We start from the raw sequence: 26,791 nt of genomic DNA, 5'->3' as shown, positions 1-26,791 counted from the left end.
AGAATCATCCATTAGAATGTAGTTTAACTACACTAAAACGAATAATTAATGTAATAAAACTTCATAATTTCAATGAGTGTTAATGGAGGATTACGGATGAATGATGGTTTAGAAAGAATAAGACAAGGATTAACAACTTTGAAGCCCTCAGAAAGAAAGGTGGCCCAGTACATATTAAAAGATCCTGACAAGATACTTGCGATGCCAATCGCTCAGTTATCCAAGGGGTGCGAAGCTAGTGAAGCTACCATTATTCGTATGTGCAGGTCCCTCCAGTTTAATGGATTTCGAGAATTAAAGTTAAGTATTTCGGCATCTGTTAATAAACGAGGGTCACAGCAAGAGAGATATCAGGACATCTCTACTTCTGCAAGCATCAAGGAAATCATTGAAGTTGTATCTAGTAATAATCTCCAATCAATAGAAGACACCTTATCTGTCCTGAATGAGAATTCCATGGAAGTTGCGGTTACAATGTTGGAAAACGCAAGAAAAATCTTAGTAGTTGGCGTAGGGGCGTCGGCCATCGTGGCGCAGGACTTTGAACAGAAATGCAAAAGGATCAACAAATGGTGTGAAGCACTGACGGACAGTCATGCCCAACTCACTTCCGCTGTTCACCTCACCAAAGAAGATGTAGTTCTTGCGGTTTCTTATTCAGGGGAAACCAAAGAAATTGTCGATACGATAAAAATAGCCCGCCAAAATAAAGCTTCTGTTATTTCCATCACCAGTTATGGAAATAACGAGGTGCAAGGCTTATCAAATGTTAATCTATTTGCTTCCAATCTAGAACAAAGCATTAGAAGTGGAGCAACTGCTTCCAGAATCGCCCAACTTAATATTGTCGACATATTATTTACTGGATTAGCTTCTAAAAACTATCAAGAATCAATTGGCTTTCTAGATAAGACAAGAAATATTATTCAAAACAGATTTTGATTTTAAGGGGGGACGCCTATGGACGAAATCGATCGAATATTTGAGCGATTTCTCCAATGTAATTTCTTTTCTGGAGGAGTTTGTTCTATATCCATTGATGGGCAAACGGTTTTTCTTAAAGCTTACGGGAAAGCAGACCTTGTAAAAAATTTGGATACGAAACCACATACCATTTTTGATCTAGCCAGTATCACTAAAATTTTCACCACCACGATTATCCTACAATTAATCATGAAAAAGAAGATTTTTCTTTCAACACCGTTAAAACATTGCCTTCCGATTACATCAAGAAATTCCACATTAGCGAATATAACAATTAACCAATTACTAACGCACACTTCTGGACTGAAAGCGTGGCATCCTTTTTACACCAATTTACCCAACGATAATTTTTTTGAAGTACTTGAGGAAATAGATTTGATAGAGAGAAGCAGTGACGAGGTAATTTATAGTGATTTAAATTTCATGTTATTGGGTGAAGTAGTAAAAGAGCAGTTTAACGAAGATTTAGAAATAGTTGTAAACCAGCATATAGGAAAACCATTAGAGTTGTCCTCCCTGACTTATCAGCCTTCAAAGCATTCTGAGATTGCTGCTACAGAATTTGGAAATAGAACAGAGATGAAAATGTGTGAAGACAGGAACTTACGGTTTGAAGATTGGCGGTCACTTCATCATCCGATATCTGGGGATGTGAATGATGGAAATGCTTATTATTTCTTTTCTGGAAAGTCAGGTCACGCTGGTTTGTTTTCTAATATAAAAGATTTAATGAAATTAGGCGATTTATATGTGAAAGGAGGAAGTTATAAAGGTAAGCAATTGATAAGGAAGGAACTGATTGATTACAGTCTTGATCGGCAAGCACACAATCGCGGGCTTGGCTGGGAAGTGGGTGGTGTATTTCCTGAAGGTGCGGGGCATACGGGATTCACAGGAACTTCTATTTGGGTTGTACCTGAAAAAAAGTTGACCGTAGGAATTCTTACAAACCGTCTTCATGTTGAAAAACCGAAAAATATCAATCCTTTTAGAAAAGAAATATTTGAAACAGTACTTAAGAGATATGAAAAATTAAAGGGGGATTTATAAAATGATGGGAAAAAGAAGAAAGTGGCTGCCATGTTTGTTCCTTTTTATTTCACTAATCGTTGCCGGGTGTTCTTCAGATGAAACCGGGGGAGGAGAGAACAGTGGAGAGGCAAAAGGCGAGAATGCCGAAGAACAAGTCTTAAACATAGCGAATGACCAAGAGCCGGCAGGGTTGGATCCACACAAGACACCGGCACATTCATCTATAAGAATTTATTCGCAAATCTACGAGGGGCTACTTACTTTTGATGAAAATATGGAAGTGAAAGGGCAATTGGCAACAGACTGGGAACAACCTGATGATACCTCCTATGTTTTTCATCTGGTAGAAGGCGTAAAGTTCCACAATGGACGTGAAATGAACGCCGATGATGTGGTGTATAGCTTCGAACGAATTTTGGATGAAGAAACCGCTTCTCATATCGCGTCGTATTTTTCCAATGTTGAAAAAGTCGAGGCGGAAGATGATTATACTGTCAAGTTTACTTTAAGTGAGCCTGATGCCACCTTTCTTTCTTACTTGACAAATGCCAGTGCCGTCGTGGTACCTAAAGAAGTAGTGGAAGAGAATGAAGACTTGCAACAAACGGCTGTGGGAACCGGGCCGTTTAAATTGGAAGAATGGGTTCCGGACAATCATGTAACCTTAGTCAAAAATGAAGATTATTATATTGACGATCAACCGAAATTGGACGAAGTCGTTTATAACACGATGAAAGAAGAATCATCAAGACTGTCAGCTATCCGTACGGGAGAAGTGGATTTAACGACATTATCTGCCAAATCTGCATCGTTGCTGCAGGATCAAGATGGTGTGAATATTATGGATTATCAGTCCCTTGAATATAGTTATGTCGGTTTCAATGTCGATAAAGAACCTTTTAACAATGAAAAAGTACGTCAAGCATTAAGTCTGGCAACTGACCGCCAAAGCATTGCAGAAATAGTCTGGGATGGCGATGCAGTGGTCTCTGGTCCTGTCGCTCCTTCCATGGGAGATTGGGCAATAGATGTTTCAAAGGAAGAACTTTACCAAAGGAATTTGGAAATGGCCAAAGACCTTCTGGCGGAAGCGGGTTATCCAGATGGATTCGAAACCGTCATTACCACGGCATCAACTTATCCAGACATGGTCGATACGGCTCAACTATTACAACAGCAGTGGAAAGAGATAGGTGTTCAAGCAGAAATCAACCAAATTGAATGGGGAGAGTATATTGACACATGGTCCAATACCTCTGCCGATGTTCTTGTTGGTCGAAATGGTTCTGGGACTGATCCAGATCGTTCGTTAAACTACTTTTTTAATACCGAAGGTTCTGCAAATGTCTGGAATTTTTCGAATGAGGAATATGATAATTTAGTAGAAAAAGGAAGGAAGACTTTAGATAAAGCAGAACGCAAGGAAATTTATGCGCAGGCTCAGGAACAAATAATTAATTTGTCACCAAACTTATTCCTGGTTTCTCCAATGAATTACGTAGCAGTCAGAGACAGTGTAGAAGGATTTACCCCTTATCCGCATAATGGGGAAGAAATTGTGGAGGTTTATAAAAAATGATTTGAGGGCTGCTTGTCAGCCCTTCCTATTCTCTTGGCATTGAGGGTGACTAGATGTATGCATATATAATCAGACGTTTATTAATGCTTGTTCCAGTATTATTTGGTGTTTCCGTTTTTATCTTTGTGATCATGAGAATCGTACCAGGAGATGTGGCTATGACCATTCTCGGTACAGATGCCACCCCGGAATCACTTAGACAACTGCGGGAGGATTTCGGATTGAATCTGCCTATCTATCAACAGTATTTTGAATGGATGGCGGGGGTTCTTACAGGGGACTTTGGTGAATCAATGAGAACAGGTAAGGAAGTTTTGCCGGATATTCTAAATCGATTTAAATTAACATTTGAGTTAACCCTTATTTCGGCGGTCATTTCCTGGATTATCGCTATCCCGTTAGGAATAGTTGCTGCTATAAAGAGAAACTCCAAAGCAGACTTTGGAGTGAGGCTTATATCTTTGCTAGGTGTGTCTGTTCCTAACTTTGCATTAGCCACTGTTTTAATTCTCATCCTTGCTTTGTTCTTTTCCTACAGTCCGCCAGTTGGCTATGTCGGTTTTTTTGCAGATCCTGCCACCAATCTGCAGATCATGATCCTCCCGTCGATTGTATTGGGAACTGCAATGGCAGGAGCTGTCATGCGCATGACCCGTTCCTCTATCCTGGAGGTTTTGCGGCAGGATTTTATCCGTACTATTAGAGCAAAGGGGGCAAGGGAAAGAGTAGTTATCTTTCAACACGCCCTACGGAATGCAATGATTCCGATTCTTACAATCATAGGCATGCAAATCGGCACACTACTGGGTGGAACAGTCATCATTGAACAAATCTTTTCGCTTCCCGGGTTAGGCCAACTTGTCCTTACCGCTATTACGCAAAGGGACTTTACAGTTGTACAGGGTGCAGTTCTTTTTATTGCATTTGTTTTTGTATTGATCAATTTATTAGTTGATCTCCTTTATTCCTATCTGGATCCAAGAATAACGTATAAATAAGTAAGTGGAATGATTCAGGGAAAAGAGTGGTGAAATGAAAAGTTTTTTTGAAAGATTGAGAAAAGATAAGGTTGGTTTAATAGGTTTTCTTGGCATCTTCATTGTCATATTGATCGGACTACTCTCCCCCTTTATCGCCCCCTATAGTCCGGAACAGATGTTTACAGACCATACAATGGAAGGACCGAGCAAACAGTTTATATTTGGGACCGATGAATTTGGCCGCGATATATTTTCACGAATTGTATATGGCACGCAAGTATCTTTAAAGGTGGGAATTATTGCCGTAGGTATCGGAGCCGGATGCGGCTTGATATTCGGTTTGATTAGTGGGTATTTTCAAGGCAAAGTTGATCAGGTAATCATGAGGATCATGGATGTCTTTTTTGCTTTCCCTGATATTTTACTAGCATTGGCTATAGTTGCTGTTTTGGGTCCCAGCTTGACGAACACCATGATAGCCATAGGGATTGTTTTTACTCCCGTATTCACCCGGACAGTAAGGGCTGCGGTAATCGCTGTGAAGGAAAATGAGTATATCACAAGTGCCGTGGCGATCGGTGTAACTCCGATAAATATAATACTTAAACATATAACCCCTAATATACTTGCTCCTTTCATTGTACAGATCACACTGGCTTTGTCCGGAGCAATTCTAACAGAAGCAGCCTTGAGTTTTTTAGGTTTGGGTATCCAGCCCCCGAATCCTTCATGGGGAGTAATGCTTGATGCGAGCAGAACATATATGGAATTCGCCCCTTGGACAATCTTGTTCCCGGCAGGCGCCATTGTATTCACAATCTTTTGCTTTAATCTTTTTGGAGATAGTTTAAGAGACATTCTGGATCCGAAAATGAAATAGTATATGAGGAGCGTTGGGGATGGACGTGAAAAAAAGACAGCTTGTTACCGAAGAGACAAATTATTCAAGCCGAAAGATAGATGAAATGGATTCGGAAGAAATATTGACGCTCATCAATGAAGAAGATAGCTCAGTTGCTTCGGCTGTAAAACAACAAATACCAAATATCCATAAAGCTGTGGATTTAATAGTCGCAAGTATTAAAAATGGTGGACGTTTATTCTATGTTGGGGCAGGGACAAGCGGAAGGTTGGGAGTACTGGATGCCTCTGAATGTCCTCCAACATATAACACCCCCGCCAATTTAGTAAAGGGATTGATTGCAGGAGGATATTATGCGCTTGTACATTCCCTTGAAGGAGTAGAAGATAACGAAAATCAAACCGCGGAAGATTTGGCGGATGAGGAACTGTGCTCCGCTGATGTGGTTGTCGGAATAGCAGCAAGCGGCTCTACTCCTTATGTAGTAGGAGCATTGAAGTATGCGGGAATAATGGATGCTGGTACGGTCAGCATTTCGTGCAATCCTGGCTCCGTTATTTCCGATTATGCGGATGTCGCAATTGAAACGATCACAGGCCCCGAGGTAGTGACAGGGTCTACTAGAATGAAAGCAGGAACTGCGCAAAAAATGGTACTGAATATGATGAGTACAACGACTATGATAAAACTCGGAAAGGTCTATCAGAACTATATGGTGGATCTTCAGGCGTCTAATGAAAAACTAAGAAGAAGAGCGTGTCGGATTTTGAGCAAGCTGACATCAGTAAGCGAATCTGTCGCCTATTCCAAACTGTCGGAATCAGAATGGAGCATTAAAGAAGCCCTGGTTATGCTGGAGGCAAATGTTAGCAGAAGCATTTCCCGAAAGTATTTGGAGGAAAACGATGGGTTTGTAGCAAAGGCAATCAATTCAGCTAGACAGGAGGTGGATTAGTGGATAAACAGTTAGGAATCGGTTTAATGTCAGGTACTTCCCTTGATGGAATAGACGCTGTATTGATTGAAATAGAAGGTAGTTCCATCAACACAAAAGTAAACGTAATAGAGTCATTGACCCATGAGTACAGATCAGATGTAAGGACCGCAATAAAAGAATTGTGTGATCCCGAAATAGCATCATTGGAAAAAATTTGTTCGATGAATATGTTCTTGGGCAGAGAATTGGGAATGATAGTCAACGAACTATTGGATAAAGCGGGCATAGGCAAGGAAGATGTCCTGTTTGTCAGTTCACATGGCCAAACCATTTTTCATAAACCGGTGGGTGGAGAAAGTAGAATGGATGTGCCAGGCACATTGCAAATAGGGGATCTGTCGATGTTATCAGAAATGACGGGGATAACGGCTGTAGGAGATTTTCGGACAGCGGATATGTCTGCAGGTGGACAGGGAGCTCCGTTGGTATCTTTTGTTGATTATATTCTTTTTAACAATCCTGACCGTTCCAGGGCCATACAAAATATCGGCGGCATAGGCAATGTCACCTACATACCGAGAAACGCAAAAAAGGATCAAGTAATGTCTTTCGACACAGGCCCGGGGAATATGGTGATCGATGAAGTTGTTTATAGATTAACCGAAGGAAAACAAGCTTATGACAAGGATGGAAGAATAGCTTACAAGGGCGAAGTGAATAAAAAGCTATTGAATAAACTGATGGAGCATCCATACTTTACGGTGAAGCCTCCAAAAACTACCGGTCGAGAACTTTTTGGGAGTTCATTCGTAGACTCGTTTATGAGAGATTCCGCAGATTTGTCTTTTGAAGACAGAGTGGCTACTGTGACCGCCTGGACTGCAAAGACAATAGCCGAAAGCTACTCGTGTTTTATTGAATCCTCTCGTAATTCTATCGATGACGTAGTGATAGGAGGGGGAGGAAGCTATAATCCATTTTTAATGGAACAGTTACATCGATATCTTCCGAATCAAATAGTTTACAAGCATGAGGATTTTCAACTTTCCAGCGACTTGAAGGAAGCAATTGCCTTTGCCATTCTTGGCTATCACTGTCTTATTGGACAGTCCAACCAAATTCCTTCTGCCACTGGAGCTCACAATCCAGTTATCATGGGGAAAATCTCGCATACTCAGCAGCAAGCATTTCAACGGTTGAACGATTTGAGGGGGAATCTACATTGAGTTCGTTGCTTGAAATAAAAAATCTTTCGATAGATTTGCATGCAGACCGTGAAAAATTCAATGTAATAAATAACATCAATCTTACCATTGATAAAAGGCAAAAGTATGGAATCGTCGGTGAATCTGGAAGTGGCAAGAGTTTGACTTCTCTCTCCATTATGAACCTGCTTCCCGATGCTTTGGCTATAAGTAGTGGGGATATTATATTTAATGGAGAAACAGACTTGACAACCCTCTCAAAAAAAGAATTTTTGGATATCCGAGGAAATGAAATCTCGATGATATTTCAGGAACCGATGACTGCTTTAGATCCTCTTTATCCTATAGAACATCAAATAATGGAGGTACTGAAGTTTCACGGAAGTTATAACAAAAAGCAAATGAGACAGTTGGCCGTAGAAATGTTGGAAAAAGTGGGGATTCCCAGGCCGCATCAATTGATGAAAGAATATCCTCACCAATTATCTGGCGGCATGAGACAAAGGATCATGATTGCCATTGCTTTAATTTGTAATCCCAAGCTTCTTATTGCGGATGAACCAACGACTGCCCTTGATGTAACCATTCAGGCGCAAATTCTTGACTTGATGAATGAACTGACTGATAACTATGATACCTCGATTTTAATGATTACACATGACCTTGGGGTCATAGCTGAAACATGTGAGCGAGTTGCAGTGATGTACTCAGGGGAAATAGTGGAGGAAGCTGCTGTTACAACTCTATTTAAAAATCCCACTCATCCCTATACGGTAGGATTACTTGAATCAGTAAAGTCACTAGGGGATAAATCGAATGAGTTATATTCTATTCCAGGCAATGTTCCAACACCCAAGCAATTAACAGCCGGATGTCGTTTTGCTTCTAGGTGTCCTCATGCTATGGAAATTTGTCGTAGTCAAGCACCACCTTTGTTTTCCATAGATGCAGATCATAAAAGTAAATGTTGGCTTTATGGGAAGGAGGAAGTAGTCAATGGTTGATCAGCAAGCAGTTCTGGAAGTGAAAAATTTAAAAAAGTATTTTCCCGTAAAAGAAGGCATCTTTAAAAGGACGAAAAGTCATGTAAAAGCCATCAATGATATAAGTTTTGAAGTCCAAGAAAAAGAAACTTTTGCTTTAGTCGGTGAAAGTGGCTGTGGGAAATCTACTACAGGTCGTTCTATTTTAAGAATTTTAGAGCCAAGTGAAGGGGAAGTTTTCTTTAAAGGGGTAAATCTATTAGATTACTCAAAAAGAGAATTTCGAAAAGTAAGAAAGGATTTGCAGCTTATTTTTCAAGATCCCTACAGTTCGCTGAACCCGAGAATGACTGTGAAAAAATTGCTTTTGGAACCGTTGCTCACACATGGAATCGCAAATAAAAAGGAAGCAGAACAAAAGGTAGTAGAAATTGCTGAAAGAGTAGGACTATCGAAAGAACAAATAAACAGGCATCCACATGAGTTCAGCGGGGGACAACGCCAACGGATCAGTATTGCCCGTGCTCTGATACTTAACCCACAGCTCGTTATTTTAGATGAAGCCGTATCAGCACTTGATGTTTCCATCCAGGCGCAGATTTTAAACCTATTAATCGAGTTGCAAAGAGACCTAAAACTTACCTATATATTTATTTCCCATGATTTAAACGTGGTGAAACATATAAGCGACCGAGTAGGTGTTATGTATTTGGGCCAAATGATGGAACTTTCAGATACGGAAGATATGTATAGCAGTCCACTCCACCCTTACACGCAATCCCTTCTTTCCGCTATACCGTCCCATGATCCATCGATTAAAAAGGAAAGAATCATCTTAAAGGGTGATGTGCCAGACCCAGCTAACCCGCCTGCTGGTTGTCCGTTCCATTTGAGATGTCCAAAAGCACATGAAAGATGCACGGTGGAAAAGCCAGCATTTATTGAAAAAGAGCCGAACCATTGGGTTGCTTGTCATCTTTATGATTAAGTATTGTATCCTAGGTGATTTTAGCGTAGAAAAAACATCCCAAAGTTTAGAGGAAGAAGAAACATTTATACTCTCCGGTATGCAACCGGATTATGAATTGCGCTTTTATAAGCAAAAGACATTGTTCTTTAGTAAAGGAATGCAGGACTAAACGCTCGCATTATCAAAGCATCTGGCCTTTCCGGCACATGCTTATGATAATGCCTTTTTCTTTATCTGGAATTTTCTACCTATCTCCTTTACAAACGCTTTTGATTGTTTTTTAAAATTTCAATAAGGAAATATATCAAAAAATAGTACAGCAAAAAGTTCCCAAACAAGCCTATTCCAGCACTCCAACTAGTAACTCCTCCAGAAAAAAGATTACGAATAAAGAAAGCGGATCCATTTTCTGTGTGTAGAGTTAAAAACGGGAATGGAAAACCATACGAATAGGAGTAGTTAGCTGTGTGTAAATGGGTAGGAGAATTATCTGGTATCAACAAAGCCAAAAGAACAATAAAAGCTACAGAAGTCCAGAGAATGGTTTTATTAAAATCTTTTCCCCATCCCATTTTTTTATAAAGCAAAAATAGTAGGATCAATACACCAACTACTACAGTCCAGCTGTATTTCTCCGGATATAAACCGATACGTGAAAAAGTAAGGCTGGCAATTACACCACAAATCATTGATAGTGTATAAACGATGATAATAAACCGTAGGGTCTCAAGTGTTATTCTCAATCCTCTTCCCCCTGTTATCTATAGAATTTGTATAAACATGCGTATGCTGACGTTCCCGCAACAAGCTCCTCATTCATTTTAAGATAAAATGACATTTGTGAATGCCGTGTAATCAGATGTTCGCTGTATCCTATGCAAGGGAATAAAGATTTTTCATGAAAATAATATTCTTGGGCGTAAAAATATGAAAAGGTAAGCGACTGGTGAGCGGAAGATTGACGAACCGTTTATTATCCAACCGTTTTTTCGACAAATTTAGCAATCTGTTAAATTTATGGGTTGCATTCTGAATGCGTTTACATTATACTCAAACTAAATCGATTTACTAAACCGTTTTACTAAACGGTTGCTAATCTTTTACTCTACCTTTTTCTATGGGATTGAAGTGAAGGAGAGGGGGTCAAGGCTATAAAAACAGTTACGATTAAGGATGTCGCACGTAAAGCTGGCGTGTCTCCAAGCACGGTTTCCCAGTATGTCAACAAGCGATATCACTATATGGGTGAAAAAACAAAAAAGAAAGTCGCTGAAGCCATTGAAGAACTCGGTTTTCATCCGAATACAGTGGCCAGAAGTTTGAAACAAAAGAAAACGCTTACTATCGGGGTGATTATATCTAATATTTTGCATCGCTATTCGACTGTTGTCAGCCGATCGATCGAAGACTATTGCTACAACTACGAATACCATACGATTATCTGCAACGCCGATGATGATCCTGAGAAAGAACAAAAATATGTGGAGATGCTGCTTGCCAAACAGATAGACGGTTTGATTGTCGTTCCGACCAATCATAACCGGGAGCTTTACCAGAGCTTGAAAGATCGTAATATTCCGGTTGTTTTTCTCGATCGATACATCGAAGGATTGGAAATACCGACCGTAGTAGTAGACAACCTAAAGATTACCGAGCAGGCAATCAATCATTGGATTGAAGCGGGCCACAGCCGAATTTCGCTAATCACCGCACCATTGAAGGTGAGCACGAGGATCGAAAGGGTGGAAGGGTATAAGCAAGCGTTGAGGAGGGCGGAGCTGCCCATAGAGGATGCCTACCTCCACCACGTAAAAATGAAGGATGTCCAGGATGTTTGCCGGCAGATGTTGGAACTGGAACAGCCACCCACAGCTATTTTAGCAGCCAGCGACCTTGTTTTGGTAGAGTTGGTGAAATTTATCAAGCAGGAGCATATCCAGGTGCCGGACGAACTGGCTTTGATGGTATTTGATGAGGTTCATCTGGCCGAATTGCATGAACCACCTATTACTACGATCAATCAACCATTCTATGAAATGGGCCAAAAAGCAGCAAGTCTGCTCATGGATATGATTGACCATAAACCAGTAGAAGATAAAAAATATGAGTTCGAGGCGACCATCAATATAAGAGAATCAAGCGAAACAAAATTACTAAACAAAGGGGTTTTATAAGATGAAAAAGCGATTGGGAGTTATTTTTTCTGCACTGATCTTGTCCGTAATGACTGCCTGCGGCGGGGCCGAAACGGAAGATAGCAATGCCGCCGAAAATGGAAGCGTTAACTTGATTGCTGCTACGCAATTGAATTCAGATAGTGCCTTTGCCGCCGGCTTTGAAAAATTCAAGGAAGTGATCGAGTCGGAAACAGATGGCGATGTAACAGTGGAAATTCACACTGACGGTGACTTGGGTGGTAACGAAGATGAATTGGTACAAAATCTGGAATCTGGTTCCGTTGATTTGGTTGTTGCTTCTCCAGGGTTTATGACACAAGCAGTACAGGATGTCGATTTCTTCGCCCTTCCTTATTTGTTTGAGAGCCGCGACCATTGGAAAAAAGTTGTAAACGGTGAAGTAGGGGAGACCATTTTCAACAGAATCGAAGAAAACACTTCTTTTAAGATGCTTGGTTACTGGTCCGCAGGAGTCCGCAATTATTATGGTTTCAAACCGGTCGAAAAGCCTGAAGATTTAAAAGGCGTAAAAGTACGTGTGCAAAACTCTCCGGTTGTTCAAGACACATGGAAAGCGTTTGGTGCTCAACCGGCGAACGTAGCTTGGAATGAAATGTACCAGGCCTTGCAAAACAAGGTAATCGACGCAGCAGAAAATGACTTCACGAATATCTACCAAGCAAGCCATTATGAATTGGCTGATTATATTTCAGAAACAGAGCATGATTTCACTACACGTCTTTTCTTTACAGCAGACAGAGTTTACGACCAATTAAATGATGAACAAAAGGCTGCCTTTGACAAAGCGGCAGAAGAAGCGACAAAAGCAGCGCTTGAAGCTGATGATAAATTAGCTGAAGAGTCCTTGAAAGCAATGGAAGAACAAGGGGTAAAAGTCAATGAGGTAGATAAGCAGCCGTTTATTGACGCTACAGAACAAATCAGACAAGATGCAGTTAAAAAACTGGGAATGGAAGACTTGTATCAAAAAGTTCAAGACTTGAAATAAGGCACCAATATTCTGACTCAATAATCCAACGAACAAACAAAGGGGATAAGCAGTAAAACAGCATAAATAAAAAACCAACACCCGCCGTCCCGTATGAAAGTTGTTGGGGGACAACCTTCAAGCAGGGGGAGGGGGCCAGACCCCAGAACCAGAATTCGACAGGGGTTTGCCCTCTCAGGAAACTACTGGGGACTGACCCCATTTCACCGGAATCACGCCTTGAATTGAAGCAAAAGGCTGACCTGACGGTATTTTCACTCTTGTGGGGACTGACCCCATAACAAGGTGGACGGGGCTGGAATTCTGCTAGGGGGACTGACCCCGGGGGAGATCCCCGGGGTATCCTGGTGGCGTTTGGCGGGTTGGTTTTTAGATTGAGGGGTGTTATGGGTGAAGAAATTAATTAATGGCTTGGCGAAGGTTCAATTGGTACTTGCGGCTATCTTTTTCATTGTTTTTATCGTGTGTGTCATTTTGCAGGTTGCATCCCGTTATATTCCGGGGATCACCGTTTTCTGGTCGTCGACGATTGCGACGTACTCCTTCATATGGATGGTGTTCTTCGGAGCGGCGGTCACCTTGCGTGAGAAGGAACACTTCAAGCTGACGATTTTGCTGGATAAGCTTACAGGACTGCCGTTGTTGGTTCTGCAGATCGTGATCCAACTCATTCTGATTTGGTTCGGCTACATCATGGTAACCGATGGCTATGAAATCAGTCAGCAGTTTTGGGGGTGGACCGTTAACAGTATGCCACAGCTGAAACAAGGTTACATGTGGCTGGTTCTGCCAATTACCGGGGTAACTTTCATGCTGTACGCATTCGAAAGCCTTATCGAAGAAATCATAAAATTCCGTAAAGATAAAGGAGGGTATCAAGCATGACAGGTCTATTACTCGTTCTGCTGTTCGCTATCTTGTTGATTATCGGTTTGCCGATTGCATTTGTCATCGCAGTAACTGCTTATGTAGGCATTGCCATGCTTGATACGATACCGATGACAACGGTCGTGCAACGGATGTTCTCCGGACTTGATTCCTTCATCTTGCTGGCCGTCCCATTATTCATTCTTGCTGCCAACATTATGAACCAAGGAAAAATCTCCGACATGCTGATCAAATTCGCTGTGTCCCTTGTCGGTCACATCAAAGGCGGATTGGCCCAGGCGAACATCGTTGTTTCCATGTTTTTCGGAGGTATTTCCGGAGCATCGACGGCTGATACGGCTGGTGTCGGAAAAATTTTGATTCCGAACATGCTTCGGGAAAAATACAGCAAAGAAACTTCCGTCGCAGTAACGGCCGCTTCCTCGACGATGGGGATGATCATTCCGCCTAGTATACCAATGGTGATTTACGGAAGCATCGCCAATGTGTCGGTCGGGAAAATGTTTATGGCCGGTATCATCCCGGGGCTTGCCATCGGGATCGCACAAATGATCTATGTAAATTTTGTCGCGAAAAAGCACGGATATCCAAGTCACCAACGGATGAAGGTTGCCGAAATTCTCAAAGAAGGTTTGAAAAGTTTGCCGCCGCTTCTAACACCGATCATTATTTTAGGCGGAATCGTCGGAGGTATCGTTACACCGACCGAAGCAGCAGTGATCGCTTGTATCTATGCGTTTATTCTTTCCTTCTTCTTTTATCGCACCATCAAAATAAAAGATTTGATGCCTATTTTATATGACACATTGAAACTAAGCTCGCTTACGTTGTTTGCTTTGGCAGCTGCCAGTGCATTAGGCCGTTTGATCAGCTATTACAATCTGCCGGTAGTCATCGGCAATTTCTTCACCCAATACATGCCGTATAAATGGATGTTCATCATTGCCGTAATCTTACTGTTCTTGTTGATCGGGATGATTCTTGACACGGTTCCGGCTATTATCTTGTTCGTACCGATCGTTTTGCCGACTGCTTTGAACCTTGGAGTAGATCCAATTCACATCGGTGTCGTGATCATGATGTGCCTGGCGATCGGATTAGTAACACCGCCGTACGGCCTGTGTCTTTTGCTGGCAAGTCAGATTGCCAAACTGCAAATCGGTAAATCATTCCGTGCTGTGCTGCCTTATATCGGCATCATATTAGTAGTAATTTTGCTTGTCGCATTTGTACCGGGCGTCTTCATGTGGCTGCCGACAATGTTTGACATCTAAATAGAGACCGAAAAGCAGCCAAACGCACCGGGCGTCATGTTCGGCTGCTTTTCTAGTTTACAAGAAGGAAGTGTTTCAAATGCTGGACGTAATAACAATCGGAGATGGAATGATCACTTTCAATCCCAAAAATACCGGGCCGATGCGGTTCGTGAATGAGTTTGAACGCAAAGTGGGAGGAGCGGAACTGAATTTTGCTGTTGGCTGTGCCCGGCTTGGATTGCGCAGTGGCTGGATCAGCCGTGTTGGAAAAGACGAGTTTGGAAAATTTGTGCTTAACTTTATGCGCGGGGAAGGCGTCGATGTCACGGAAGCCCGTCTTGTAGATGGGTATCCGACCTCCGTCAATTTTAAAGAAATCCGCGAATCAGGGGACGGCAAAACCTTTTATTATCGGGAAAAATCACCGACCGAAACGATGACATTGGAAGACATCGACGAGGATTACATCAAACAGGCAAAAGTCCTTCATATTACCGGGGTTTTTCCGGCAATCTCCGAACGGAATATCGAATTGGTCAGAAGAGCTGTTTCGCTTGCAAAAAAACATGGCTTGAAGGTTTCTTTTGACCCGAATATCCGGCTGAAGCTTTGGAGTGCAGCAAAAGCGAGGGAAGTTCTCCAGTCCTTTCTCCCAGACGTCGATATCCTGCTGGTCGGGATCGAGGAACTAAGCTTTCTATTTGAAATGGAAGAACAAGAAGAGGCCATGATCGATCAGCTGCAGCCGTATAATATCGAAGCAATCGTCATCAAAAAGGGGGCAGAGGGCAGTGTCGGATATATACACGGCCAACGCTTGCAAGTCCCAGGGTTTCCAGTAGGCAAAGTGGTCGATACCGTAGGAGCAGGAGACGGATTCGATGCAGGATTTATTTATGCTTGGAAGCAAAATTGGACCGCCGAACGGATGTTGACGTTTGCCAATGCGGTGGGGGCACTGGTTGTCTCCGTAGCAGGTGACAATGAGGGCTTGCCTGATTTAGATGAAGTGCTGGAAATGATGGGTGAGAAACAACGGATTGAACGATAGAAGTCGAAGGAGGAATGGAGCATGAATTTACAAGTAGCCTTGGATCGCCTGCCGTGGGATGAATGTTTTGCGGTGATCGAATCTGTGAAGGATTCCGTCGATTACATTGAAATCGGCACAGGTGTCATCAAAGAATTCGGCGTGAAAATCATCAAAGAAATGAAACAAGCATACCCGGAAAAAACATTGGTGGCGGATATGAAGATTTGCGATGCGGGCAAGCATGAAACCGCACTCGCGCTGGACGCAGGAGCGGATATTACCACGGTGATGGGATTTGCTCCTCTGCAAACGATAAAGGATTGTATCGAAGTGGCCAACCAGGCTGACAAACAGATCATGGTAGACTTGCTCGGTATCCGTAATCGGGAAAAAGTCGAGGAATTAATCGAAAGTGGGGCGGATTTGCTATCGCTTCATATCGGCAAAGATGAACAGAAAAGCGGCGGGCTTGATGGGGAGCATTTTCGCCTGGTGGAAGGATTGAGCGACGTCCAAACTGCTGTAGCAGGCGGCATCAATCAAGACAGCCTGCCAGCATTCCTGGAGTACCGGCCGGATGTGATTATTGTCGGAAGTGCAATCACAAAAGCAGAAAACCGGCAAGAAGCTGCCAAAACGATTAAAGGGATGATCAAATGAAAAATATGAACGAAATCATCGATACAGTCGGAAAAGAAATAACAGGGGTACTTCATCAAGTCGATAGCGAAAGCGTCCAGCGGCTTGCAGAAGAATTGAACAACGCCAAGCGGATTTTTGTCGATGGGGAAGGCCGCACGGGTCTGATGGGAAAAGCTTTTGCCATGCGGTTGATGCATGCGGGCTTTCCGGTATATGTGGTCGGAGAGACCATTACACCAAGTATAGCGGCAGGTGATTTATATGTGGCACTGTCTGGTTCCGGTTCGACCGGCGGCACGTACACAAAAGCCGATAAAGCACGAGAAGTCGGTGCCAGGGTAGCGGCCGTTACTGCCAACCCGGAATCTCCTTTGAGCCAGCTGGCTGATCATGCTGTCTACTTGCCGACAGCGACCAAAAAAAGGTTGGCACATGAACCTGACACAATCCAGCCGCTCGGCAATCAATTTGACCAAACCTTGCATTTAGTGCTGGACGCTTCGATTATTTTTGCCATGGAAGCTTTCAAAAGCACCAGCCATGAGGAATTGAAGCAGCAGCATACAAATTTGGAATAGAGAATGCAAAAGGGACTATCGGCCAGATAGTCCCTTTTGTGAATGGTTTAGAAACCCTCTGGCTATACCATGGGTTCCGGAGAGTTTATAACGAGGTAATAAAAAAACCTCGCTTCATGGCAGGATAAAAGGTGGTTTCCCGACAACTTTATCTCACCATAGAAGGAGGTATGCCCTGTGCAGGACATGAATAGTTTTAGCACATACTACATGATATTATAAGGTAGCATTCGTCCCTGAGTAAAGAAGACAAATCATCGATCGAAATAAAAAAGGAATGGACAAAAATAAATCCTTCATGAAATAAATGCTAGTCCGTATTACATCGATATGTTGATCGGACTTGTTTAGATAACGAAAAGAGAGATGCCCGCTTACTCGCAAGTTGGCATCCCTCTTTCCTAATAGCTAACAACTGGCCTATTAAAAATTGCCGGGTGTTATTTTATTTCCTTCAAAGCTTCAACGGCCCGATCTACCACGATATGGCTGCCGCCTTGGTCTTTCACGTTTTCCATCATCATGGAGATTAAAAGATCCTCGTCTTCAGGATAGGTGACAAACCAGCCGTTTTCCTCGGCATTTTCATCGTCCAGGCTTTTTTTCAATTCTGCTGTCCCCGTTTTACCGGACAAGTTAATGTCCAACGAGGCTGCACTGTGCGCCGTTCCATTCGGAGCGGAAACGACTTTGCGCAAGGCATCGCGAATAGTATTAACGTTCTCTCCGCTTACGATCCCTTCTTTCCAAACCTGGCCGTCTTCTTCACTTTCCTCTAAGGTTGGCTGAATCATATTTCCGTCGTTTAACAAGGTGGTGTAAGCTACAGCCAGATGCAGGGCACTCATTTCCAACTGACCTTGCCCATAGCTGGTGTCGGCTAACATTGCCTCACTATCGATTTCTCCATTACTGGAAACGGTCGAAGCTTCGATTGGATAGGTGTAAGGGAAGTCTTCGCCGACACCGAATTGGTTAAGTCTGTCAATCAGGTTGTCGGAGCCGATTTCCAATGCCTGTTGGGCAAAATAAATATTATCAGATCGCACAAGTGCGTCCGTCAAATCGACAGGACTGCCTTCTGATACCCGTGTTACACGGTAGTCTCCCCATGATTCATCTTTTTGCCACTTTAGGCCGTTGATTTCGATTGCTTCATTCGGATCGATCGCGCCGGTTTCCAATCCAATTGCTGCTGTGATCGGTTTGATCGAGGAACCAGGGGCATAGGTAGCACTGAACCGGTTTTGCAGCGGCTTTTGTTCATCCTCCTGTAATGCTTCCAGCTTGGATTGGCTGATTCCATAGGCAAGTTCGTTCGGATCAAATCCGGGAGCACTTACAAGCGCAAGCGTTTCGCCGGTTTTTGGCTGTATAGCAGCGGCTGTGCCTGTTTGGCCTTTATAGGAATCGTAAATCGATTGTTGGACATCTGCATCAATGGTAACTGTGATATCCTCGCCATCCTTCACTTCTGTTTGGGTCAGAACTTGATCTTCTTCTCCTTCTTTGGTGACGGCAATTGTCACTCCAGGTTCTCCCTTAAGGCGGTCTTCAAACAATAATTCAAGCCCGCGTTTTCCAATCAAATCCCCATTGGAATACGCCCCAGGTTCGGCTTCTTCGATTTCCTCAGCAGTTACAGAACCGATATATCCGACGAGGTGGGAAGCAGCCTCCCCGTATGGATAAACCCTGCCGGTGGTCGTTTGGCTTAATACAGGTCCCAGTTCAAACAAGGCATCCAATTGTTCTTCGTTCGTTTTTGGAACTTTTTTCAACGGAACAAATGAATCGTCTTGTACCCACTCGGCGTCCAATGCTGCATTAATAGAAGCGACATCCATTGCTAAAAGGTCGGCAATTTCTTCTTTGGTTTCTTCTGCATTTTCACCGAATTCTCCAGGAACAACGCCGATCTCGTAAATTTCTTCATTTACAGCAAGTCCGTTCTGATTACGGTCAAAAATCTCCCCACGTTCAGGAGTTTTGGTTTGGAAGGAGATTTCCCCGCCGTTTTTCAACTGCGGAAAAATATAACCCGGATCCCAATTAACGACCCAATCAGTCTCTCCGTCTTCATCTTCAATCTTTTTCAACGTCGCTTGATAATCAAAAGAAATCGGTCCACCGACAGTATCCATTTCTACTGAAAGCGGAAAAGAAGCAGTTCCATCCTCTTCGCTGTTTTCTTCGCCTTCTTCAAGCTTTTCATAGCTGACATTTAAATTTTCCACATTTAAATCGTTATAGATTTTTTCGTAGCGATCAACAAATTCCTCGGTTGGATAAGCCTCTTTTGAGTCGGAAGAAGCCATCTCATACATAGCATCAAAATCCTGCTCATTCCAGTGTCCGACGAATTCATCCATCCGTTCTTCGGGTGTAACTTCATCGTTCGAACAGGCTGAGAGAATCGAAATCAGTGTTACCATAGCTAGCAAACTATAAATTTTTCTCACGTAGTGAACCCTTCCTTCCTTATATCATTAGCGGGCTTCCATATGTTCCACCAGTTCTGCGTTGAGCCGCGCCAGTTCTTGATTTGTGACCATGTAATACCAAATTCCATCCTCCATTATTTTTCCGGATCCGTCGATTTCCAACGAAAGAATCGTTTTTCGTGTCTGGCGGTAATGGGAATAAACATTGCGCATATTTTCCATTTTCATATTGGTTCGCACATTTCCTCCGACAATATCGAGAATACGGCCGATTTTCGTGAAGTTGGAGAAGTTAGCGGCTTGATCCAAGGCAGCTTGAATGACCTGACGCTGTCTTTCATTCCTTCCCAGGTCTCCCTGTGGATCTTTTTTCCGCATTCTTGTATAGGCCAAGGCTTCTTCTCCATTCAGGTTGATTTCTCCTTCGGGAAAATTCTTGCCATCCTGCGTGAAGCCAAAGCTATTTTCAACGGTGATGCCATTGAGCGCATCGATGCCGTCCCGAAATCCTTCCATGTTTACCTTTATATAAAAGTCAATAGGAACATCGAAGGTTTGCTTGACCGTTTTGACGGCTAGACTGGTACCGCCAAAAGCATATGCATGATTGATCTTATCCATTCCCTTACCGGGAATTTCAGTGTAAGTATCGCGTGGTATGCTCATCATCAGCATCGAATCAGTATTCGGATTGGCGGATACCAGAATCATCGTATCAGAACGCCCTTGGTCATTGGCACGTTCATCAACCCCTAATAACAGGAAATTCAATGTCTCCTTTTTGTTATCGGGGTCAGTACTGTCGGAATAATTTGAATGTCCATCGGCATTTTGGTCGTCGTTCCCTGTCTGTCCGTTTGACCCGGTTTCCTCCGACTGCTGTTCGTCACTCAATGGTTCATGTATTTCGTTGACTGTGTCTTGCAGCTTATCGTATAAATAAATCCCATATCCTGCCGCCGCAATCAGTACAACCAGTAGGACCCCGCCTAACCAGACCAGCCAGCGCCGTCGTTTCCCGCGCTTTTTCTTGTGCGCCTGCCTTGCCACGTAATACCCCCGCTTTTTCATTGTTTAGTTAAAAGATTCCAAAAACCATTATACCCCATTACCCCAGCTAACGTCTAAACCAGAAAACAAAAAAATAAGTAAACAGAGAAGTGGTCGGAGGGCGGCAGGGGTCCGCGGTAGAAATCCGGCGGTAGGGGCCAGACCCCATAGCAGGTACAAGAGAGAGAATCCCAGCTTTTAAGAGCTTTGGGGGTCGAGCTTTGGGGGCCAGTCCCTGGGGCGGTCACGAAGCGCTTGAAATGGCAAAAACAACCAGAGGAGGGGACAGTCCCTCCTACTCAGTAAATCCCGCTTAAATAGGATTTAAGTTAAAATACAAGGCCAAAAACTTTGTTTTGGGGGCAGTCCCCGTGACAGGGAAAACACGTCTATATCTTGAATTGGGATACTTCGGGGACTGACCCCGGACCTTAGACGCCTGGCGTAGCCCCAAACGGTCTACTGGTCTGGGACTCTCTTCTGCCTTGTAAGTGGTTATTCGACGGGAACGGCGGTGATGATATAGCGCTGTGGGGCGTTACCTAAATATGAAAAGGGATAACAGGTTGTCAGTGTCAATACTTCTTCAGGCGCTGTGGGCTTGATTACTGTTCGGTCATCGGCATCGACAACCCTGGCACTTTCCATTTGATAACGGAACTCCCCGTAAGGAAGTTTGACGATAAATATATCACCGATTTCTACTTCTCCCATCCGGCGGAAAACAGTATCTCTGTGTCCAGAAAGGACGATTTGGTCATTTTCGGTAGGATACGCTGTTCCTTTGTAATGACCTACTCCTTTTTCCAAATCATCTGGATCGGTTCCCTCCACAATCGGCAGCTCAGCGTCAATTTTAGGAATCGATAGAATCCCGGCCGTTTCGCCTTGATCTGGAAGGTAGTTTGCACCATCGTCCGTTTCTTGCTCCTGTGTTTGCCCGTTGTCCTTTGTTTCGGCTGTTTTCTCCCCGTTTAATAATGAGTGGGCCTCAGCCAGGCTGCTTTGCTGGGCACGTTCTGTGTGGATTATCTGCATGAATCCGTAGCTTAATAAGACTACTCCAGCAATCATTGCCAGAAACGCTATTTTTTTCACCCGGTTCATCCCTCTTTTCTCATTTTTCTATTAAATTCTTATGAAATCAGTTGAAATCAGAAAGTTGGCTCGCTTGCAGCTTTAATTTAACAGGTTTCCTTGGACAAAACAACAGACAATAACCATTCCAAATCGCTATTCTTTTCAACGTGTATATCAAACTAGGGCCATCTGCCCGGAATATGTTTTCAGAAAAGCCGCAGGAAAAAGAAATAACTTTGAAAAGAGCAGTATTTTGTCGTTTTAATGGGAGGAATTCATTAGTTGCCGTTTGTTCCCCTTTACAAAACTAGTAGTAATTAGACAAAAATACCCCGTAGGAAAGCCATGGAAAGTATAGTATATTTTCAATATAACATTGCTTCTTCAGTAAAAGGCAAACTTATTGAAAAGTAAGGACGCAAAGCAACAGATCTAAAGCACCTCGGTGCAAGGATGGCTGTGCTGCCTGACAGAATATTGGAGGGTAAATTGTATGTTGAAAACGTTGGACGAAAAAGTGCTGGATAAAGATTGGATAAACCTTATGGAAGAAGCAAAGCAGATCGGATTGGAAGTAGAAGACGTCAGGCTCTTTTTAACACAACACTCCTCCATGAACAGCAAATAACCGTGGTTGTTTTTTGTGCTTTATATAGAACCATTCACCTTTCTTGTGATATAATCTGTTTGAAAGAAGGTGAATGGCCTTGATCGGGGATAAAATCAAACAATTACGTCAAGAGAAAAAAATGTCCTTATCTGAATTGGCAGAACAAGCTGGTGTGGCAAAATCATACTTGAGCTCTATTGAAAGAAATCTGCAAACCAATCCTTCTATACAGTTTATGGAGAAAGTCGGTGCTGTACTGGGAGTTTCCATCAATGAGCTGCTGATGAAAGAAGACAGTGAAGAAATGAAGAAGCAGTTGGACGAAGATTGGTTGGAACTCGTTCAAGATGCCATGGACTCAGGAGTTTCAAAAGAACAATTCAGAGAATTTCTAGAATTTAACCGTTGGAGAATCAACCAAGAAAAATAAATAGGAAGCCAAAAACGGACACCCGGAGGGATACACCCCTTCCGGGTGTTTTGCGTTTTCGGATTAAAGGGATTAAAGGGTCAGTCCCCCAATCAATTACTGCATTAAATCAGTAAAGTGTTGGTTAACAACGGACAAAACCTGTGGCCCTTGGTTTGAAGAGAATCACGGAAACCTTCCTTTTAAAATTTTAATAGAATTTGTAGGGACTGACCCCCATTCTGGTAGAGCGGTAAAGGAATGGTATAATGCTGGGTAGATTTGTAAAGAGGAGGAGGGGCATAAAGCATTTGAAAAAATGGAATTACTGGTTATTGCCGATTTGCTGGATGGGAATTATTTTCTATTCCTCTTCCCAGCCATATCAAGATCAGAATATAAAGCCATTGTTGTCTAATTTCGTTGATTTGGATTTCTTGATTCCCGTTCTCGATGGGATAGTGTTTACATATCACCATTCCGAGATTAGCATTAAGTCTTTGGGGGTATATGGGTTTATAGAATTCTTCATAAGAAAGGGAGCACACATGGTTGTGTTCTTTGTGTTGCTGTTATGCTTTTATACCGCCTTGAAGAAAACGTCTGATTTCCAAGTGATTAAACGAGTGATTATCTCCCTTTTTCTTACAGTTGCATATGCTGGAATAGATGAACTGCATCAGGGCTTTACTCAAAATCGAACGCCGTATGCAGGCGATGTCGTGATGGATACAAGTGGAGCACTACTAGCAATCTCGCTTATCTATTTAGTCTGCCTGGTTAAAAACAAGAAAGCGCCTGAAAAAGATGTCAAATTTTGAAAAAACTATCGCTTTTTTGTCTGAAAAAATGGTATAGTTAAAACACTATGATAAAAAAGAAGAGTTGTCAGATGATTCTGTGATTTTGATACAAATGATAGAGTGATAGAAAAATGAGGTGAAGAAATGAAAGAACAAGAATTATATAAGAATGTATTGTCTAAATTAATTGATAAAACAGAGAACGCTCAAATAAATGATTCCCATGAATTCATTGAGCATTTAATCAGGGAATTGAACCAGAATCAAGTCGTGAAATCAGAAAATGCCTAATGATAAAATGAAAGCGTTGAATTCTTTTCAACGCTTTTTCCTTTGCCTTTTAACTTTATCACGCTACCACGCTACCAAAGTGAGGGACTGACCCCAAATACCCGGAGCCAAAAAAAGGAATTCGGGAAACTTTGTCGAATAGTGTTTTTTGAATAATAAAATGAAAGGGGCGATGCGTATGTCGCGATTGTTGAGGGCCTGGATTCCGGGCGGCACTTACCACATCACAGCCCGAGGGAACAGGAAGGAAGCGTTGTTTAAAGAGGAGGAAGATTTTCACCGCTATTTGGAGACGCTTCAATCCGTAAAACGGAAACATCCATTTGTTTTACATGCCTACTGTCTTATGCCTAACCATATCCATCTTCTCGTGGAAGTCACTGATCAACCCCCGAGCACCTTTATGAAAATCCTGCACATGAAATACGCCATTTATTTCAACAAAAAATATGATTTAGTCGGACACGTCTTTCAAGGTAGATTTCACGCCCACTACATCACCTCTATACAATATTTCCTTCATGTTTCCCGCTATATCCACCTAAATCCTTGCGCTGCCAAGATCTGTGCCATTCCGGAAGAATACCGATGGAGCAGTTATCATGAATATATGTTCCCGGAAATGCACAAAAGAATAATAGAACCAAATAAGCTGTTGTCCTATTTCTTTGAACCAAGAAGGTTTCATTACCATGAGTATGTCAACGACAGAAAAACGGATGTAACCGCACTCGCTCCGGTACTTCCAGGTCCCATCCCGGAGGATGAATAACTTTTTGGTTTTTATTTGGGGACAGTCCCTCTATAATAAGTTTAGTCGAAAATTGCTGAAGGAGGGACTGTCCCCTTACGGGAAATTGGTATAGACATCTATATATATGGATGTTATACTTTCTACAGCGTTTTCAAAAACAGCAAGAGGAGTGAAACAAATGTTAGCGTTTTTACAGCGGATTGGTAAATCACTAATGTTCCCAATCGCTATGCTTCCTGCGGCTGCTTTACTGGTCAGATTGGGTGCCGACGACATGTTGGATATCCAGTTTATCAGCCAGGCAGGAAGCGGGATATTAGATAACCTGGCACTGATTTTCGCGATTGGTGTCGCAATGGGATTCGCCCGGGATGGAAGCGGCGCGGCTGCTTTGTCGGGCGCTGTCGCCTTCCTTGTACTGACAGGCGGTGTCGGATCCTTTGGCGAGGATTTGGATATGGGTGTGTTTGGCGGTATTATTGCCGGAATTGTAGCGGGTCTGCTATACAACCGATATTCGAATATCCAGCTGCCAGACTGGCTGGCGTTTTTTGGCGGAAAAAGGTTTGTTCCGATTATTACAGCAATTGTTATGGTGATATTATCCGGTATCTTCGGAATCATCTGGCCGCCAATCCAAGCAGTGATCAACGGTCTGGGTGAATGGATGCTTGGTGCAGGAGCACTTGGCGTCGGGACATATGGCTTTTTCAACCGACTCTTGATTCCAGTCGGCTTGCACCATGTGATCAATACCCTCGTATGGTTTGACTTTGGTTCGTTCGTACCGGACGGAGCCTCTGAACCGGTTCGAGGAGAAATTAACCGATTCTTGAAAGGGGATCCATCAGCAGGTACTTTTCTTGCAGGGTTCTTCCCAATCATGATGTTCGGTCTGCCGGCGGCATGTCTTGCAATGTATGCTGCGGCTAAAAAGACACGCCGCGCAGCAGTTGGCGGTATGTTATTTAGTATCGGATTCACTGCCTTCCTGACAGGGGTAACGGAACCAATTGAATTTTCGTTCATGTTTTTGTCTCCATTATTGTATGTAGTGCATGCCGTATTGACGGGGATATCAATGATGGTTGCTCTATGGCTCGACGTCCGGCATGGCTTTGGCTTTTCGGCCGGCTTCATCGATTATGTCCTGAATTTCGGTATAGCACAAAATCCGATCATTCTGTTTATCCAAGGGTTGGTCTTCGCAGCGATTTATTTTGTGGTGTTCTACGTGTTAATTATCAAGCTTGATTTGAAAACACCAGGTCGTGAGGACGAGGACGAAGAACACGCTGACGAGAGCGGCATTGCCTCAAAAGGCGGCAAGAATTATGATGCAAAAGCTTATCATTACTTACAAGCACTGGGTGGTCCGGGAAATATTAAAAACCTGGATTATTGTGCAACCAGACTCCGTTTGGAAATGAACAACATGGAGGAAGTCGACGAAAAGGCATTGAAACGCCAAGGTGCCAACGGTGTCATGAAACTGAACAAGCGTAATTTACACGTCGTGGTCGGAACTACCGTTGACTTCCTGGCAGAAGCAATGCGGAAGCGGATGGATAACAACAACATGGAAGCTCCAGGAGAAGAGCCAGTAAATGCTCAGGCTGAGGATAACAAAGAGGCTTTAGGAGAACTTGGCGGCGATGATTTTGTTGCTCCGGCTTCTGGGAAAATAATCGATATCACCGAAGTGCCGGACGAGGTATTCTCCCAGAAAATGATGGGCGATGGATTTGCGATCGAGCCGGATAAAGGTTTATTTGTCGCTCCGGTTGACGGTGAAATTATTAACATTTTTCCGACCAAGCATGCTGTCGGGATAAAAGCCGAGAGCGGTCATGAAGTCCTTGTCCATGTTGGACTGGATACCGTGCAGCTTGGAGGCAAAGGTTTTGAGGTCTTTGTAAAAGAAGGTCAGCAAGTGAAAAAAGGAGACAAACTTCTGCAGGTTGATCTTGCCTATATTAAAGAAAATGCATCTTCTGCCATTTCGCCTATCATCTTCACGAATCTTGAAGACAATGATCAAGTGAAATTGGTTCAAAGCGGAAGCATTACAGTCAACCAAGCCAATATTGTCAAAATAAATTAAAGCTGAAACGTACAAAGCCCGGTTGTAGCTCAAACAGCCGGGCTTTTTCGTGTGCCTCGAAGTTTTCAGGGACTGACCCCAAAAAGCATAAAATCCTAAAAATAGGTGATTTAACGACACCTTGGGGTCAG

General features: G+C 42.9%; 26 protein-coding genes and 1 riboswitch. Of the genes, 22 read left to right on the top strand and 4 right to left on the bottom strand.

The annotated features are described in order from the left end of the window. The first annotated feature begins 96 nt into the window (after window positions 1-96). Genes ERJ70_RS14745 through ERJ70_RS14705 form a run of 9 tightly spaced genes read left to right on the top strand, consistent with a single transcriptional unit; the run spans window position 97 to window position 9,550 of the window. Window positions 97-942 (top strand): MurR/RpiR family transcriptional regulator, encoded by an 846-nt coding sequence (locus ERJ70_RS14745; RefSeq protein WP_209365564.1) that lies wholly within the window; start codon window positions 97-99, stop codon window positions 940-942. Window positions 943-960: 18 nt separating this feature from the next. Further along, window positions 961-2,034 (top strand): serine hydrolase domain-containing protein, encoded by a 1,074-nt coding sequence (locus tag ERJ70_RS14740; protein ID WP_209365563.1) that lies wholly within the window; start codon window positions 961-963, stop codon window positions 2,032-2,034. 1 nt (window position 2,035) lies between these two features. Continuing rightward, on the top strand, window positions 2,036-3,595 hold the full coding sequence (locus ERJ70_RS14735; protein WP_245208010.1) for an ABC transporter substrate-binding protein: 1,560 nt from the start codon (window positions 2,036-2,038) through the stop codon (window positions 3,593-3,595). Between the two features lie 53 nt (window positions 3,596-3,648). After that, window positions 3,649-4,593 carry an ABC transporter permease gene (locus tag ERJ70_RS14730; RefSeq protein ID WP_209365562.1) on the top strand — a complete coding sequence of 315 codons (945 nt, stop codon included), beginning with the start codon at window positions 3,649-3,651 and terminating at the stop codon, window positions 4,591-4,593. A gap of 34 nt (window positions 4,594-4,627) precedes the next feature. Further along, on the top strand, window positions 4,628-5,455 hold the full coding sequence (locus ERJ70_RS14725) for an ABC transporter permease (RefSeq protein WP_209365561.1): 828 nt from the start codon (window positions 4,628-4,630) through the stop codon (window positions 5,453-5,455). Window positions 5,456-5,474: 19 nt separating this feature from the next. Then, window positions 5,475-6,392 (top strand): N-acetylmuramic acid 6-phosphate etherase, encoded by a 918-nt coding sequence (murQ, locus tag ERJ70_RS14720; protein WP_209365560.1) that lies wholly within the window; start codon window positions 5,475-5,477, stop codon window positions 6,390-6,392. After that, on the top strand, window positions 6,392-7,600 hold the full coding sequence (locus ERJ70_RS14715) for an anhydro-N-acetylmuramic acid kinase (protein WP_209365559.1): 1,209 nt from the start codon (window positions 6,392-6,394) through the stop codon (window positions 7,598-7,600). The genes murQ and ERJ70_RS14715 overlap by 1 nt, the downstream gene beginning before the upstream one ends. Then, entirely contained in the window at window positions 7,597-8,583 is a 987-nt protein-coding gene (locus ERJ70_RS14710; RefSeq protein WP_209365558.1) for an ABC transporter ATP-binding protein, read from the top strand. The genes ERJ70_RS14715 and ERJ70_RS14710 overlap by 4 nt, the downstream gene beginning before the upstream one ends. After that, window positions 8,576-9,550 carry an ABC transporter ATP-binding protein gene (locus ERJ70_RS14705; protein WP_209365557.1) on the top strand — a complete coding sequence of 325 codons (975 nt, stop codon included), beginning with the start codon at window positions 8,576-8,578 and terminating at the stop codon, window positions 9,548-9,550. Before ERJ70_RS14710 ends, ERJ70_RS14705 begins: the two co-directional genes overlap by 8 nt. 239 nt (window positions 9,551-9,789) lie before the next feature. Here the strand turns inward: ERJ70_RS14705 and ERJ70_RS14700 are convergent, their stop codons facing one another. Next, window positions 9,790-10,275 carry a hypothetical protein gene (locus tag ERJ70_RS14700; protein ID WP_209365556.1) on the bottom strand — a complete coding sequence of 162 codons (486 nt, stop codon included), beginning with the start codon at window positions 10,273-10,275 and terminating at the stop codon, window positions 9,790-9,792. A gap of 408 nt (window positions 10,276-10,683) precedes the next feature. On the opposite strand from ERJ70_RS14700, the gene ERJ70_RS14695 reads away from it, so the two are divergent. The 7 genes from ERJ70_RS14695 (at window position 10,684) to hxlB (ending at window position 17,115) form a co-directional block, all read left to right on the top strand. Beyond that, window positions 10,684-11,706, top strand: a complete 1,023-nt coding sequence (locus ERJ70_RS14695; RefSeq protein WP_209369413.1) for a substrate-binding domain-containing protein — start codon at window positions 10,684-10,686, stop codon at window positions 11,704-11,706. 1 nt (window position 11,707) lies between these two features. Beyond that, complete coding sequence (locus ERJ70_RS14690) at window positions 11,708-12,718, top strand: TRAP transporter substrate-binding protein (protein ID WP_209365555.1); 1,011 nt, start codon at window positions 11,708-11,710, stop codon at window positions 12,716-12,718. 390 nt (window positions 12,719-13,108) lie between these two features. Continuing rightward, window positions 13,109-13,603, top strand: coding sequence for a TRAP transporter small permease (locus ERJ70_RS14685; protein WP_209365554.1), 495 nt, complete (start codon window positions 13,109-13,111; stop codon window positions 13,601-13,603). After that, complete coding sequence (locus ERJ70_RS14680) at window positions 13,600-14,880, top strand: TRAP transporter large permease (protein ID WP_209365553.1); 1,281 nt, start codon at window positions 13,600-13,602, stop codon at window positions 14,878-14,880. The genes ERJ70_RS14685 and ERJ70_RS14680 overlap by 4 nt, the downstream gene beginning before the upstream one ends. 79 nt (window positions 14,881-14,959) lie before the next feature. Then, window positions 14,960-15,913: a sugar kinase gene (locus ERJ70_RS14675; protein WP_209365552.1), complete on the top strand. Its 954-nt coding sequence runs from the start codon at window positions 14,960-14,962 to the stop codon at window positions 15,911-15,913. 21 nt (window positions 15,914-15,934) lie between these two features. Beyond that, window positions 15,935-16,555, top strand: a complete 621-nt coding sequence (hxlA, locus tag ERJ70_RS14670; RefSeq protein WP_209365551.1) for a 3-hexulose-6-phosphate synthase — start codon at window positions 15,935-15,937, stop codon at window positions 16,553-16,555. Next, window positions 16,552-17,115, top strand: a complete 564-nt coding sequence (gene hxlB, locus ERJ70_RS14665; RefSeq protein ID WP_245208006.1) for a 6-phospho-3-hexuloisomerase — start codon at window positions 16,552-16,554, stop codon at window positions 17,113-17,115. The genes hxlA and hxlB overlap by 4 nt, the downstream gene beginning before the upstream one ends. A 440-nt stretch (window positions 17,116-17,555) precedes the next feature. Here hxlB and ERJ70_RS14660 read toward each other — a convergent pair whose 3' ends face one another. From ERJ70_RS14660 to srtD, 3 genes are all read right to left on the bottom strand, one after another. Further along, window positions 17,556-19,577 (bottom strand): penicillin-binding transpeptidase domain-containing protein, encoded by a 2,022-nt coding sequence (locus ERJ70_RS14660; RefSeq protein WP_245208003.1) that lies wholly within the window; start codon window positions 19,575-19,577, stop codon window positions 17,556-17,558. Window positions 19,578-19,604: 27 nt separating this feature from the next. Further along, window positions 19,605-20,609, bottom strand: coding sequence for an LCP family glycopolymer transferase (locus ERJ70_RS14655; RefSeq protein ID WP_245208001.1), 1,005 nt, complete (start codon window positions 20,607-20,609; stop codon window positions 19,605-19,607). Between the two features lie 495 nt (window positions 20,610-21,104). After that, entirely contained in the window at window positions 21,105-21,716 is a 612-nt protein-coding gene (srtD, locus tag ERJ70_RS14650) for a class D sortase, LPxTATN-specific (RefSeq protein WP_309507044.1), read from the bottom strand. A gap of 356 nt (window positions 21,717-22,072) precedes the next feature. After that, window positions 22,073-22,159, top strand: a riboswitch (cyclic di-GMP riboswitch). Window positions 22,160-22,182: 23 nt separating this feature from the next. Between srtD and sinI the strand changes: the two genes are divergently transcribed. The 6 genes from sinI to nagE all read left to right on the top strand — a co-directional run bounded on the left by sinI (window position 22,183) and on the right by nagE (window position 26,660). Continuing rightward, window positions 22,183-22,317 carry a DNA-binding anti-repressor SinI gene (sinI, locus tag ERJ70_RS14645; protein ID WP_374099731.1) on the top strand — a complete coding sequence of 45 codons (135 nt, stop codon included), beginning with the start codon at window positions 22,183-22,185 and terminating at the stop codon, window positions 22,315-22,317. A 79-nt stretch (window positions 22,318-22,396) separates the two neighbouring features. Next, window positions 22,397-22,729, top strand: a complete 333-nt coding sequence (locus ERJ70_RS14640) for a helix-turn-helix domain-containing protein (RefSeq protein ID WP_026570991.1) — start codon at window positions 22,397-22,399, stop codon at window positions 22,727-22,729. Between the two features lie 290 nt (window positions 22,730-23,019). Further along, window positions 23,020-23,529: a VanZ family protein gene (locus tag ERJ70_RS14635; protein WP_245207999.1), complete on the top strand. Its 510-nt coding sequence runs from the start codon at window positions 23,020-23,022 to the stop codon at window positions 23,527-23,529. A 126-nt stretch (window positions 23,530-23,655) separates the two neighbouring features. Next, window positions 23,656-23,802, top strand: coding sequence for a hypothetical protein (locus ERJ70_RS14630; protein WP_209365547.1), 147 nt, complete (start codon window positions 23,656-23,658; stop codon window positions 23,800-23,802). A gap of 178 nt (window positions 23,803-23,980) precedes the next feature. After that, window positions 23,981-24,574: an REP-associated tyrosine transposase gene (locus tag ERJ70_RS14625; RefSeq protein WP_209365546.1), complete on the top strand. Its 594-nt coding sequence runs from the start codon at window positions 23,981-23,983 to the stop codon at window positions 24,572-24,574. Between the two features lie 160 nt (window positions 24,575-24,734). Further along, entirely contained in the window at window positions 24,735-26,660 is a 1,926-nt protein-coding gene (nagE, locus tag ERJ70_RS14620; RefSeq protein ID WP_209365545.1) for an N-acetylglucosamine-specific PTS transporter subunit IIBC, read from the top strand. Window positions 26,661-26,791: the final 131 nt, after the last annotated feature.

The organism is Sediminibacillus dalangtanensis, assembly GCF_017792025.1.
GTDB lineage: Bacteria > Bacillota > Bacilli > Bacillales > Amphibacillaceae > Sediminibacillus > Sediminibacillus dalangtanensis.
The sequence above is the reverse complement of the archived record's forward strand: the minus strand, read 5'-3'. Positions and strand labels throughout refer to the sequence as shown.